Origin of the sequence: uncultured Photobacterium sp. (assembly GCF_947039875.1) — a bacterium.
In the GTDB taxonomy this organism is placed as follows: Bacteria; Pseudomonadota; Gammaproteobacteria; order Enterobacterales; family Vibrionaceae; genus Photobacterium.
Genome location: NZ_CAMRAN010000004.1, coordinates 22,862 through 37,687, shown reverse-complemented (window position 1 = coordinate 37,687; position 14,826 = coordinate 22,862). Strand labels below are relative to the sequence as shown.

General features: G+C 39.3%; 11 protein-coding genes. All 11 read right to left on the bottom strand.

Annotation, left to right across the window (positions count from 1 at the left end):
- Positions 1-26: 26 nt before the first annotated feature.
- Positions 27-1,646, bottom strand: a complete 1,620-nt coding sequence (locus tag Q0V26_RS02395; RefSeq protein WP_297476457.1) for a sulfatase-like hydrolase/transferase — start codon at positions 1,644-1,646, stop codon at positions 27-29.
- A gap of 70 nt (positions 1,647-1,716) precedes the next feature.
- The gene (locus Q0V26_RS02390; RefSeq protein ID WP_297476455.1) at positions 1,717-3,006 is read right to left on the bottom strand and encodes an anaerobic sulfatase maturase; all 1,290 of its coding nucleotides are present in this window, start codon (positions 3,004-3,006) and stop codon (positions 1,717-1,719) included.
- A 203-nt stretch (positions 3,007-3,209) separates the two neighbouring features.
- Positions 3,210-5,654 (bottom strand): polysaccharide lyase 8 family protein, encoded by a 2,445-nt coding sequence (locus Q0V26_RS02385; RefSeq protein ID WP_297476450.1) that lies wholly within the window; start codon positions 5,652-5,654, stop codon positions 3,210-3,212.
- Between the two features lie 209 nt (positions 5,655-5,863).
- Positions 5,864-6,157: a SemiSWEET transporter gene (locus tag Q0V26_RS02380; protein ID WP_107275984.1), complete on the bottom strand. Its 294-nt coding sequence runs from the start codon at positions 6,155-6,157 to the stop codon at positions 5,864-5,866.
- Between the two features lie 326 nt (positions 6,158-6,483).
- Entirely contained in the window at positions 6,484-7,416 is a 933-nt protein-coding gene (locus Q0V26_RS02375; protein WP_297476447.1) for an alpha/beta hydrolase, read from the bottom strand.
- A 212-nt stretch (positions 7,417-7,628) separates the two neighbouring features.
- Positions 7,629-8,636 carry a substrate-binding domain-containing protein gene (locus tag Q0V26_RS02370; protein WP_297476444.1) on the bottom strand — a complete coding sequence of 336 codons (1,008 nt, stop codon included), beginning with the start codon at positions 8,634-8,636 and terminating at the stop codon, positions 7,629-7,631.
- A gap of 32 nt (positions 8,637-8,668) precedes the next feature.
- Positions 8,669-9,586 (bottom strand): ribokinase, encoded by a 918-nt coding sequence (rbsK, locus tag Q0V26_RS02365; protein ID WP_297476442.1) that lies wholly within the window; start codon positions 9,584-9,586, stop codon positions 8,669-8,671.
- A 172-nt stretch (positions 9,587-9,758) separates the two neighbouring features.
- Positions 9,759-10,775 carry an aldose 1-epimerase family protein gene (locus Q0V26_RS02360; RefSeq protein WP_297476439.1) on the bottom strand — a complete coding sequence of 339 codons (1,017 nt, stop codon included), beginning with the start codon at positions 10,773-10,775 and terminating at the stop codon, positions 9,759-9,761.
- Between the two features lie 53 nt (positions 10,776-10,828).
- The gene (gene fucP / locus Q0V26_RS02355; RefSeq protein ID WP_297476436.1) at positions 10,829-12,151 is read right to left on the bottom strand and encodes an L-fucose:H+ symporter permease; all 1,323 of its coding nucleotides are present in this window, start codon (positions 12,149-12,151) and stop codon (positions 10,829-10,831) included.
- Between the two features lie 95 nt (positions 12,152-12,246).
- Complete coding sequence (gene rbsD, locus Q0V26_RS02350) at positions 12,247-12,666, bottom strand: D-ribose pyranase (RefSeq protein ID WP_297476434.1); 420 nt, start codon at positions 12,664-12,666, stop codon at positions 12,247-12,249.
- Between the two features lie 369 nt (positions 12,667-13,035).
- On the bottom strand, positions 13,036-14,751 hold the full coding sequence (locus Q0V26_RS02345; protein ID WP_297476430.1) for an NAD-dependent malic enzyme: 1,716 nt from the start codon (positions 14,749-14,751) through the stop codon (positions 13,036-13,038).
- Positions 14,752-14,826: the final 75 nt, after the last annotated feature.

Genomic DNA, 14,826 nt, shown 5'->3' with positions numbered 1-14,826 from the left:
GCAGTGCGATAGTGGGTGATGCGTGATTAACCTTTTGCTGATTCCGTTAGCACTTGGTAACGATCTTGTCCCCATGCGACTGGTTTTGGCTTGTCTTTGATCCACTCATAAAAAGCTTGTTTCATTTGCTTCACTTTTTGTGGATATTGCTGAGCAAGATCTTTTGATTCACTTGGATCAAGCTTGTCATTGAATAATTTCACTTTATTGGAGCCATCATCATAGAAATACAATGCCCATTCTTGATCACGAATTGCCCATGAACCTTTTGATAACTTCTCTAGATTTGGATTGCTAGGAATGTCATTTGACTCATAAGTGATCCACTTCCAGTAACCATGCCAAAATGCATCATTTTCTTCACTGTAATGTTTCGCGCCAGGACCTGCCCAGTAAATGTATTGGTGTGGAGACTGTGTTGTTTTTCCTTCAAGTACAGGCAAAATATTTTTACCGTCAACTTGCATCTCTTCTGGAATCGCAATCCCAGCAGCACTTAGAGCAGTTGGTAGAATATCTAATGCTGAGATCAGAGTATCGTTAGTGCCACCAGCAGGAATATGCTGAGGCCAATAAGCGACAAACGGTACCCGTACACCACCATTGTACATCTGACCTTTATAACCACGATCCATACCATTCATTGGCATTGGTGATTCATGTACCGCGCCATTATCAGATAAGAAGAAAATAAGTGTATTGTCTAATTCACCCTTTTTCTTCAGCAATTCAACAATTTGTCCAAGCCCTTCATCAGCAGCATTGATCGCAGCAAAATATTTATCCGCTTCAACATTACCGGTATTAAAACGCTCCATATATTTCGCGGGTGACGCTTCTTCTAATGGAATATGCGGCACACTAAAGGCAAGGTTAATAAAGAATGGCTTATCACCACTTTGTTCAATAAATTGCAGCGCTTCATTGGTCAGGTTATGGGTTAAATAACCCGGTGCTGGAATATTTTTACCATTTTGATAAATCGCAGGTGAGTTCCATAATGCGGCGCCAGAGGCGTAAAAACTGTAGGAATAATCAAAACCACGTTGTTCTGGTGAGTATTCTGTTGGTGTTACAGGGATCTGATTATCGTGATAGTCACGAGTTTTATTATTATCGGCAACGGCATTTTTACTGCTTATTTTTGAATTATGCCACTTACCAATATTGGCAGTATTGTAGCCATTTTCTTGAAATAGAGCGGGAAGTAATTTGATATCTAATGGCACACCTTGAAGTGCATCATCATTACTGTAAGTACCAAAGCTAGTTGGGTAACGACCAGTGAAAATACCTGCGCGCGAAGGACCACAAACAGGATGAGCCACAAAAGCATTGGTCATTTTCACGCCTTGTTGCGCTAAACTCGCCACCGTTGGCATCGCACGTTTAGCGGCATCGACCATCTTATCAAAATCACCTTGATAGCGAACAGGTACAGGCCGTTCAGCTAAGGTTTTTTTATTCAAACTGTCTAATGCAAAATCTAATTGACCTGTCCCCAAATCATCCATAACCACTAATAATACATTGGGTTGTTTTGCTGTGGCTGTTATTGGGGCTGCATTTGCTACAGCAGAAGAGGCCATGCAAGCCGCGGCCACAAAACTCGCAATTACCGTCTTCTTCGTCGAGGACAGATTCATTGTATACTCCTTGTAATATACTGCTGTAACACACAGCAATACGTCTTAAAATTCAATTTAATAATCAATATTATGCTGAGCGTAATTGTGCTAAATAAGGCAAGGCATCTACTGCCGTTCCTCCTTGTTGAATCGCCTGACTCATCATGTGCATGGCAGGGGCGGTATGGCGGAAAATCTGCTTATAGGAACCACACAGATAATTTTGTTTATGTTTTTCCCCTGCCACACTAACTAGCCGATGCTTAGGGCAACCGCCATAACACAACCCATGCACCTCACATTGCTGACATTGTTGAGTCAACTTTTGCGATTTAGCACTTCCAAACCGCTGTTGTTGTTTACTGGTCGCTAACTTAACCAGTTCGGTGGTGGCAATATTGCCCAGTTTATTCGCGGGATATACATAGTGATCACATGAATAAATATCACCATTGGCTTCTATTACCATTGCTTGACCACATTCTTTTGATTGCACACAAACAGAGGCTGGATAACCAAGCCATGTCGCTAAAATACTGTCAAACATACGTACAAACACAGTGCCAACATCGTGCTGTAACCACTCATCAAACACTTCACTCATAAACTGACCATAACCCTCAGCAGGCACAGAGAAATGAGTTAATGGTGCGTCTTTTTGGGGTGAATAATGACCGCTGCTATTGGCTTGATATTGTGTCTGTACTTCAACAATAGGGATGAACTGTAAGTGGCGGGCGCCTAATGAAGTTAAAAAGCGGTAAGTCTCACGGCCTTTGTTCCAATTTTGATCATTGATAACCGTAAGAATATTAAATTCAACTTTATATTCTAAAAGTAATTCAATGGCTTTTTTAACTCGCTCAAAAGTTGGTTTACCGTTGACTGAAATACGATATTTATCATGTACTTCTGGTGTGCCATCAACGGAGACACCAATCAGAAACTTATGTTTGGCAAAAAATTGCGCCCACTGACGATTAATAGCAACCGCATTAGTTTGAAAACTATTGGTAATATTCTTACCAACGCCATATTGAGCTTGGTATTTAACCACGTTACGGTAAAAATCCAATCCAGCGAGCGTGGGTTCACCACCCTGCCACGAAAAGTCGATATCAGTACTATTTTGACTTGCAATATAATGTCGAACATACCGTTTAAGAGTCGCATCTGACATTTGATCACTACTTGAAATCGTCGAGCTTGAATCTGTAGCATTTACAGCAGAACCACAACGATTATCATTGGCATTACCCACAACCGTTTCTTTTTCTAAATAAAAGCAATAATCACATTTTAAGTTACAACGGTAACTGGTTGGCTTAACCATCATATGGAAACGTGCTTGTTGAGAATGAAATGAAGACAGCGCCATAGTTAACCTTTTTAAATGCTTTCGAAATACTGATAACACATCATACGAAAGAAAACGAAAGATTAAAGCGGCAAAGATCACAAACGAATAAAAATGAAAGATAACGTAAGTATTTTTATCTTATGAAATAGAAAGTGAAAAAATGCCGTTACTAAGTAGCGGTAATCTGTAACTTAATAACGGCGATATTAATGACAGAATAATTAATCAGCGGAGACGACTTTCAGCGCGAAGTGGTAGCTTTGACCAATTAATCCTTCTACATTGATCATCAGGTTGCCTTGACTATCAAGTTGTAATCGTTGCTCTGCATCACTTTCAATTTGAACAGGCTTTGTTAACTTCATATATAACGTTGTCTGCGTCTGTAATGGATCACTAACTGCAATCTCTAATTCGCGATCATCTTTTTCAATTATTAGTGCCATTTTTGAAAATGCCGTGATTTGCTTGGTGATCATAACGCCTTGTTCTGTCCAGACGTTAGCCGCTGTTACCTCTTTATCTTTATGGATGATAATATGGGCTAAATTATCATTACGACGAACTTTAATTGGCATTTCATCAATAAAGTCCTGCACATCGTCTTTATTAGCATTAGGCATAACGACGTATGCATAGTGATCATTTTCAGGTGTTTGTGCTATTTCAGCAGAAACAAAGTTAGCACTTACTTGTCCACTACGCGTTCCAATATCACTCCAATCCCCTGTCCTTAGTTGTTGTGCAACAGTAACCGTTGTTGGTTTTAGAAATACATAGCTAATATCACTGTCATCAAGTTCATCATTGCCAAGGGTTAATGTTCGTAATTTCAATAATTGATTTAACTGCGGTTGCCAACGCTTACCATTAACATATAACGTATTATTTCCCCTATCAGCCAACTTTCGGTTCATTACTGTGGTGGTAATATCAGCTTGAATAGTTGATTTAATATCAGAGCCTAACATCACGATCTCATCTTCAAACATAAACCATGACTTTTTAGCTGTTAACGTGTTACTCCAATTACTAAACATCATTCCAGCAGCACCAATATCGTCAAAACGCACCGAGCCAACCCAATCCATTTGTGTTTGACGACCACCTCGAATTTGATTTCGCTGGCCACCACAATCAGACATCAATTGATTATCGACGGTTGTCCCTTCTAAGCGGTAACGGTTTACTGCTGGCCAATAATTCTGATAATGATCAAGCTGACCATTGTAGAGATAGCCCATGCCATCGCCAGTAAACCATCCTTGTTTGTTTTCATTATTCATACACTCAAAATTACCTAACCGACTTGAGTGCATCGCTAAACTAAAGCTCCAATCATCACCACGATAGACAACTCTATCCATCGCTGGATAGTTAAAGAAACCTTGTAACTGTTGCTCACCATTAATACTGGAATCAGCCACTAATAGTTTTGCTTTTTGGTAATTTCCAACGTGATTAATCGAGGTAAAAAAGTCGAGGGAAGTATCTTGAATAATTTGAGTTTTAATTAAATCTTGTAACCGCAATTTTGTTTGTGGATCAGCACCATCAAGATAATGTAACAGTGAAGCAATCACTAAATGCCCAACCTGATGACCTTGCTCTGTTGGCCGAGATATAGCACGACCGTTCACAAACTCCATCATGGTGCCACGCTCTAATAATGGCGCGTAACTTTTAAAAATAATTGGATAAATATTTTTAAGCACAGGATCAGTAGCTTGCCAAGGTGATCCCGCAACCAAATCTAATTGTGCACCGAGGCCATTAAGTAACACATTGCCGTAAGTACCGTTATAAGCAATATCATAATGCTGTAAAAAGCTACCGTCACTATAAAAGCCATCACTGGTTGTCACTTCCGCCAATACAGGTGATAAAGCAGCAATAGCGGCTTCTATTTCAGCACTATTGTTATCCAAAATACCACGCAAAATAACTACTTGAGTATTATCAGTGCGGTTACCCCCTGTTGATAAACGGTAATGAGGATTACTTGACACATCAGCACCAGGCCCAGCACCTAAATGGGTTGCCTCTGGCGTAAAATAACGGGTTGCTTGAGTATGAGCGGTAATTAGTTGCAGCGGTAATTGGTCATATAACAACACTAAAATATTATGTATATCTTTGGGCGTACCAAGCTCCCAGTGCCACCAATTACCCCATTCTTTAGCACCAACTTTATAATAATGTTGATTTAGAAATGTCATTCCATCGATAACCGCATTTAATAACGCTGAATTATTTTGAAGCGACCCATCACGTAAACGATAAGCTTTTGCCATACTAAATAGCCGCTGGTAAGAGGTTCGAAGATTAGCCCCTAAAACCTTTTTACCGACATCAGTTTGATCATCTAATACCACATCACTCCACAGACTCGTCCGTGTCGACACGGTTAACATTGATGACCAATATCGATTAGCAGCATTATTAGTTGTAATAACAGTTTGTTTTAAAGTTTCATCAAAGGGAATAGTGGCATCACCAAGAAAGCTCGCCGCCCAACGTTGGCGCAATGCTTGATATTCCACCAGCGATTGTGATTGTTGATGGCTAACAATCAAAGCAGAGTTAGATTGAGCAAATACAAAGGTAGGTACAATCAATGTCGATAACGCTACGGCAATAGATACCGCTAAATTAGCATGTTTCATTATTCCTTTATCCTTCCGTTATTAATTTTCGTTTAATTACGGTACTGGATAAAATGAAAGCAACAAAGTGCCATTGTCACTCTTTTCCGATTGAAAAATGATCATAACTTCAGTTTTAGCCACAATATCACAACTGAAAGCTGAATATATGTAAAAATGAAAGCAATGACCATTGGTAAACAAACTACATACAACAATCGTACATAGCCTTAAAACGTGCCACCAGTATGCCAAAAAATACCAATCACCATTGCCATATCCATTAAAAACCCCAAGCTATTACCAACCCAAATCGGGGGATTTTTATGAACAAAGCCATATACAGCCCATAATGCCGCTAATAAGGCATAAAGTACCCATGTGGTTAATGATAATCCCAATGCGTGTTCTGTATGAGAAAAGAACAACTTAAACAACTGCGGTAATGTTGCTAAAGGCCCTACGATACCCATTAACAACATAAACGGTTCAAATGCGCTTGCTAAACGTTTAAGACGAGGAATCATTGGCTATCCTTATGTATTTTATTGATAACCTAATAGTATTCAAAAAATACAGTTTAAAACACCCGTTGTTACTCATTAATAACAAATCGTGATTAAGATTCACAATATGCACTTTTTTACAGCAATAGCCATTGACTTAATACGCAACCACACTATTCTGGATAAGAAGAAAATGATGAAATATATACAAACTATGGAAGGTGTTAGATGGATTTACTACGCGGTTTATATTTATTACTAGAGTCAATATTTGAATAATGAAACAACTATTTCTCAACCACTAAGTCGTAAGTAAATCATTTAATACGTTTACTTACGGCTTTTTATTCAGTCTCATCCATTCTTAAAAACTCTCCAATCACAGTGTACAATTGCCGACAATGCTGCGGTACCACATATTCTAAGTTTAAAAACGCATGTACCATATCAGATACATGATAATGTTGCGCATTAATGCCTTGCTGACGTAATTTATTGTAATAAGCAATGCCTTCATCCTTTAAGGGGCAAAACTCGGTCGTAATCACTAACGTAGATGGAAAACCAATGCGGATTGGTAACCATAACGGTGATGCCGTGTATCGATCTTGGTTATTTTGAAAGTATTGATCGAAATACCATTGCACTTTATTTATCTGAAGAAAATAATCATTACCATTCATCACCACCGAAGGTAAAGACAATGTGTAATCAAGGCTAGGATATATAAGCACTTGTTTACTAATATATACCTCGTCATTTTGTACCATCGCACACACGGTTGCCGCCAGAGCGCCACCAGCAGAATCACCGCCAATAGCAAGGTAAGGAATATAATTAACCGCCATATTATTAAGTCGTGAAAAAAGATGTTGTAAGCACAATCGTACATCATTAATCGCAGCGGGATAGGGATATTCGGGGGCTAGACGATAGTCAATCGCCACAATAATATACTGGCAAGCTAAGGCCAATTTACGGCAGATAGGATCATAAACGTCAAGACTACCCGCAACATGCCCACCACCATGTAAATACACTAATACAGGTAAGGCTGTTTGTGGCTGAGGATGATAAACACGAATAGGCACATGTTCGATAATGTCATCAACGACCATATCTATATGTGGTATCTCAGTAATGTATGTTCGAGTTATAGTCGCTAGACCTGCTCGTACATTGGTCGTACTAAATTCAACACCCGCAATCATTGTAGTGGCTAATTCATGATTAAACGCCTGTAACCAGACTGCAAGTGAATCATCTACTTTGCGCATAGATTATCTCGCCTCTCTCAAAGTACCGCTTATTGAGTATGCTATTTTAAATCTCAGCGCTATCTGAAAAATAGCGATAGTTAAATTATAATCTATTGAGATAACATCATGCTATGTAAGATAAAAAAATATGACAAGCGGGGGAAACTTATCATCTAACGGTAATCTATTCACTTGTTATTAGCTCGATAAAGTCGAAGCTATTACTTATTCTAATTGACTATTTTGACACTGTTTCGAGTCACTAATGTAGGTTCAATTTGAATCACTTGTGTTGCACTTGCCTGATGATCTAAACGGGTTAATAAAGTTTCAACCGCAGCCTGCCCTAAGCGATACTTTGGCTGGTGAATAGTCGTCAACGCTGGTGACATAAATTTAGCAATATGGATGTCATCATAACCAATCACAGATAAATCATCAGGAACACGAATATCACACTCATTAGCCGCATTCATCACCCCTAATGCCATCATGTCATTAGAGACAAAAATAGCACTTGGTAGCACACCATGTTGCTTCATTTTCATAAAGGCATCATAGCCACCTTCACATTCAAAATCGGATTCAATGATCCACTCAGCATGAAAGGCTAAACCCGCCTCATTCATCGCGCGTTTATAACCTTCATAACGCATTTGAGCTTGATGTCTAATCAATGGTCCGGTTATACAACCAATATCAACATGACCTGATTCAATCAAATATTGGGTTGCCATATAGCCGCCCCGTAGAGAATTATCTTGAATCTTGTCGCTAGTAAACAACATCGGTCCCCAATCCATTACTACAACGGGAATATCAGGATATTGTTCAAACACATCAATACGTTCACCTTCTAATGATGAACACATTAAGATCAACCCATCAACCCGCTTTTGTAATAATGTATTGATAGATTCACGCATCCGTTGGTGATCACCTTCGGTATTACACAAAATAAGGCTATACCCATTTTGATAACAGCTACGCTCAACACCTTTTACCACTTCACCGAAAAATGGGTTGGTTGATGTCGTCACCAACATGCCAAATGTTTTAGTGCGATTAACTTTAAAACTACGTGCCAACACTGATGGCCCGTTATAATGCAGTTCTTTTGCCGCGTTATTAACCCGCTCTGATATTTCATCACTGACAAAGCGGGTTTTATTAATAACATGACTCACCGTGGATGTAGAAACCCCAGCTAATTTTGCGATATCTTTCATCGTAGCCATGTTGTTGATCCTTGGTGAATAATTACGCTTATTTATTGCTGTGCAAGAAAATCTTCAACCTCTTTACGGGTTGGAATTGATGTTTGAGCACCAAAACGCGTCACGGAAATAGCCGCCGCCGCATGAGCAAATTTGATTGCTGATTCTAAAGCTAAACCATCTAACAAACCAGTCACGAATGCACCGTTAAACGTATCACCCGCCGCCGTTGTATCAGTCACTTCAACGTTAAAGCCTGCAATAATGTCTCCACGTCCATCCTGACTTAGCCATACACCTTTAGCACCAAGGGTAATCATTACCGTTTTAATTCCCTTTGCATGCAGAATATTCGCCGCTTGTTGCGCACTTTCAGCATCAGTAACCGTTACCCCAGTCAATACTTCCGCTTCGGTTTCATTGGGGGTGATCATATCCACACAGGCTAATAATTCATCAGACAATACGCGCGCTGGTGCCGGATTTAAGATCACCATAGTATTTGCGTCTTTAGCAACTTGCGCCGCTTTTTCAATGCCACATAACGGCGTTTCTAATTGCATCAATAAATAATCAGCATCACGAATACGATCTAAATCAGCTTCAATCGCACTAGCTGTTAACTTTGCGTTCGCTTCAGCAGAAAGACAAATACTGTTCTCACCGCAATCTGATACTTGAATCATTGCAATACCAGTGGGGCAATTCGGCTCCATTTTTACGGCCGTAATATCAATGCCATCCATGCGGAAGTTTTCACGAATATTGATTCCAAATGAATCATCTCCTACACAAGCAATAAAGCCGATATCTGCATGTAAACGCGCAGCAGCCACCGCTTGGTTAGCCCCTTTTCCCCCAGGAATAACTTGATAATTACGACCGTGAAGCGTCTCGCCTGGGCGTGGGAAAGAAGGGACTTGCAGAACATGGTCAGCGTTAACACTACCTAATACCACTAACTTATTCATAGGATTTTCCTCGACTCTTTATGAGCCTTTCTAGTAGAACATAACAAAAATGGATGATTTTAATTTTTAGTTAAATAAACCGTTAAAATAAAAAATCAAAAGCATCCATTTTACTCTCTCCTATCATCATTAAATAACATTTAGGAGAGAGTAAACTCTCATTGATAACGATTTAGAACGATTGGCAAATACCTGTACGTACACTAAAACAACGCTCTTCATTCGGTTGAAGATAAATCAAAGTACCCTTCTCTTTAGCGGCTAAGAAACCTTCAGGTCGACACGTTGCAGGCAATGCAAATGCCGCAACTTGTTGATCACCATTGCACAATAACCATCGTGTCGCACAATTAAAGTCATGGGTATCAAACTCAGTTTGCAGGTACTTATCAGCATCAATCTGCATCTTAAATACGGCTTTATCAACATAACGAGCAATATCATCCATGCAATACACCACTTCAGGATCATGCATTTCTGGTTGATCTAATATTGAAATCGGTGCTGATGTTTTCAAACCTTCGTTATATGCCAACCACTGTGATGTCGGTTGTACGTGCGCAGGTACACTTTCTCGTAACATTAAAGCACTGTCTGGAATATTCTGCGTCATCACTGCATTTTCAACATATGTGGCGTTAATGTGACACATATACTGCAACGGCATATTCACAGAGGCAAGGTTTTTCACCACCATATTAATATCAAAGAGGCTGACATCTTTATTCAACTGTACTGAAGGCGTCGCTAAGTAGTGATCGCCAAATCCCATTACATATTCATAAGAGCCTTTGATAACAACACGATCATTATCAATCTCTAACCACGCAGTATCCATTGTTGCGCAAGGCATTTCACCATGTAATACATGATCATCTTGTGGCGATGGGCATCCCATACGAATCATGCCAGCATGAAAAGCAAAACACCCATAAGTTTCAACGACTGTTTTGGCAAATTTTGGTTCAGAGAACATATTTTTCATGCATAAATCAGTATTCAAAAACTGGGCATCCCAAATCATCTGTCCCATAAAAGGTAATACGACTAAATGCCCTTTTGCGTTTTTAATTTCAATGGCATGCACACCTGAATTATATAGAAAGCTATGGATCTCAAAATGTTCAGACTGAGCGATCAAGGTTCTCTGTTTTGTGAAATTTTCTTTATATAACAGTAAGGTAAACATATTTAATTCCTCCAAAAACTGACCACCCATGATTGAGTGGTCATAACAGAACATTACGCTTTAGCAGCCACAAAATTGAATTGTTGTTTGTATTTCTTCTCATTCATGAAGTAAACAAATACCACAGCAAAACACAATGCACTGACAATGAAAGAAGACTGTAGGCCAATATTATCGGCAAGTAGACCTTGAATCACAGGAATAGCCGCACCACCGATAATAGACATCACCACAAAACCACCCGCTGTTTCTGTGTAACGTGTATCAACAGATTGTAAGGTAGAAGCAAAAATTGTAGCCCAGCAAGGTGCAAACAAGGCTGACGTACCCACTGCAACCCAAACAGCGCTGAAATTAGGAACAAAGGTGACATACATCAAGCAAAGAAAGCCGATTGCTGAGTAGCCCATTAATACATTTTCTTGTGCCGTTTTAGTGAATAAGTAGTTTGCTAATAACTTACCTAAGAAGTACATAATGAAGGCATACAATAAGTAGTTAGCCGCATCATGCTCAACCATATTATGATCTAACTCTAACGCCAAACGAATGGTGAATGACCATACTGCTACCTGCATACCAACATAAGCAAACTGAGTCGCAATACCTTTAAAGAAACGTTTATTGCCCATTAGGTAAGACAGTGTCTCACCAAATGATGGCTGATTATCTTTACTGTCTGTCGCTGCTTTACAGTTAGGGTATTCAGTAATCGCAATTAAGATAGCGATAGTTGCTATTACACCGACTAGCCATTTGTACGGTTCTAATGTTTGTTGTAATACTTGGTATTTAAACGCTTCAAGTTCAGGACCGGTTAACGTTGCCATCATATGACCAACATCAACACCTTCTTGGAAAATTAAATGTTTACCCAGTAATAAACCAATAATGTAGCCCATCGCATTGATCGTATGAGAAACGTTTAAACGTAATGTTGCACGCTCAGGCTCACCAATCATTGCAGAGTAGGTATTACATGATGTTTCAAGGAACGATAGTCCAATCGCAATACAAAAAATTGCGGCTAAGAACATGGTATATGTACCGGCATGAGATGCAGGGAAGAACATCAAACAGCCAAAAATATACAATGCTAAACCTAATAAAATCGCTAATTTATAAGAGGTTTTTTTCACAACCATCGAGGCTGGAATAGCCACTAAAAAGTAAGCGCCATAAAACGCTGACTGTACTAATGCGGAAGCAAAATTAGACAGTTCAAAAATTGATTTAAATTGCGTAATCAATACATCGTTCAGAGCAGCTGCCGCAGACCAAAGTGCAAATACTGATGATAATAATAAAAATTGGAATATCGGTGTTCTATTTAAAAAACCATCAGCATGTTGAACTGTATTATTCTTAATAAACATAATTTATCTTCCATAAATAATCACTCTAATCAAAGAGCATGGTATTTATTCTCTGTTGTCATAAAACAAGGCATCGATAAAAATTATTTTAGCGCTTAAAAAACGACACCGGTTTGGAAAATAACATTGGCATACGGTGTATATTCTCCTGTTCTCACAACCGCACGGCTTTGCGCTGTGCGTTGCTTAAATTCCTCATGAGATAAATATGAGATATGAATCGGCTTAGCTGTTGCTGTACTCTCTTGATCTAAAATAGCTAATAATGCTTGATGATGTTCAGGACTGACTTCAGCAAACTCAGCGGCCATAATAACCCCTTCAATTTGTGATTCAGATAACATTACTTTCACTGTATCAAGAAAACTTGGTACGCCATGAGTTAACGCAAGATCGATGCGTTTTATATGTTGAGGTATCGGTAAGCCTGCATCACAAATAGTAATTTCATCTGTGTGTCCTAGTGTTGCCACAAGGTATGAAAGCTCTGCATTAATTAGCGTCGTTTTTTTCATTTGGTAGACCTTCTCGTTACACGTTATACCGTTCAAATTTTCTGTCTTAGAATTGATATTTTTAAGTGACAGAAAAACACATCGAAACGTTTCGATGTGAATAATAAACGGCCTCAATAATTTCACCAGTGCGAAATAGATAAGGTGTGAGAATGATCGCTTTCAACGTAAATAAAAGACCCAAAATATCTATTTGGCTCACAGTTTCACCATCGAAACGTTTCGATAAAAAAATAAAGCCATGAGATATAACAACGGATAAGCCCCAAATAACATAAAAACACTAAGATAATGATTTATAAAATAAAAAAGCCATATCCAATCATGAATATGGCTTTCTTTATCTGAATATTTTATAAAATAACGTGCTTATACGCGTCGATAAGGTAAGTATACCGGTTCCCACATATGCTCAGATAATGCTTGCTTCAAATCTTTATCTCGTAAATGGCAACAAGCATCCGTTGCTTGCATCTGCGTTAAAATTGAATGAGCCACATGAACAGACACAGCTTTCAACACACTAATACGAGGGTAAATACAACCTCTGGCAATATCTTCATCACTCACACACGCAGCAAGCGCATAAGATGCCGTGGTAAACATATCTTGAGTGATTTTTTCCGTTTGCGACACAATCGACGCTAATCCAACTCCTGGGAAAATAAACACATTATTGCCTTGTCCAATACGATATTGATGGCCATTATATTCAACATCAGAGAACGGGCTGCCCGTTGCGACGATCGCTTGCCCATCACTCCAATGATAAATCGCTTCAGGAATCGCTTCACAATTAGCGGTAGGATTAGATAACGGAAATATAATTGGCCTTGGCGTATATTCCATCATCTTTTGAATATGTTCCGCCATAAACGCACCACCGATACCACTTGCACCTAATAATACCGTAACAGGATGATTATTAATAAGCTCAGTTAAACTTATCTTACCCAACTCAGCGGCATGCCACCCAGCAGAAATAGAACGTGATTTAGCATAACGACGTTTATAATCTTCAAGCCCATCGCGATCATCAAATACCACACCTTGAGAATCGAGAATAAAAATCTTCGCTCGCGCAGAATGATGAGTACAGCCTTCTTTTAGTAGCCCAGCATAAATCTGATCAGCAACCCCCACGCCACCAGCACCCGCTCCATAGATCACATAAGTTTGATCCACTAAGCGCTCTTGTTTTATCTTACATGCCCCTAAAATACCCGCTAATACAACTGAGCCCGTACCTTGAATATCATCATTAAACGACGGCAAGCTGTCTTCATAATCACTCAGATTATCAAACGCATTGGCTTTACTAAAATCTTCCCATTGCAATACTGCTTTTGGAAAATGGCGTTTAACTTGTTGTACAAATGTTTTAATAAAGCGTTTATAGGCATCACCACGAAGACGTTTACGTGAAATACCCAAATACATAGGATCATCAAGCAACTCTTGGTTATCAGTACCGACATCTAATACTATCGGTAAACAATGTGCGGGATGGATCCCTGCCCCTAAAGTATAAAGTGATAACTTACCAATCGGGATCCCCATACCGCCAACCCCTTGATCGCCAATACCTAAAATACCTTGGCTATCAGTTACGACAATAATTTTGATATCTTTGCCCATAAAATGACGTGACATCTCACCCATCGCACTTACGTTTTCTTCGGTAATATATAGCCCACGCGCTTTTTGATAGCGATGGCTAAATTCCTGGCATGCTTTGCCAACAGTAGGGGTATAAATGATGGGGGTCATTTCTTCTACATGACGTGAGAGTAACGCATAAAAAAGGGTTTCATTACGATCTTGAAGTGAGCGTAAAAAGAGGTATTTTTCAATATCAGTGGAAGCACTGCTAAAGCCGTCATAGACACGGTTAAGTTGATCATCAAACGTTTGTACTCGCGGGGGTAATAATCCCGTCAATTGAAAAGCATCGCGCTCTTCTTGAGTAAAAGCCGTACTTTTATTTAAAGTGCGATCATTGAGTAACTCGGTGCCCGTTAATGACACAGGACGAAACACTTTCCCTTGCGAATCTTTCCATCTGAGGTACTTACCGATAGTCATATTCTATCTCCGTGTATAACAACAATAGTCCACACACTTTATGATCACAGATAACCATAACGACTGTTATGCGTA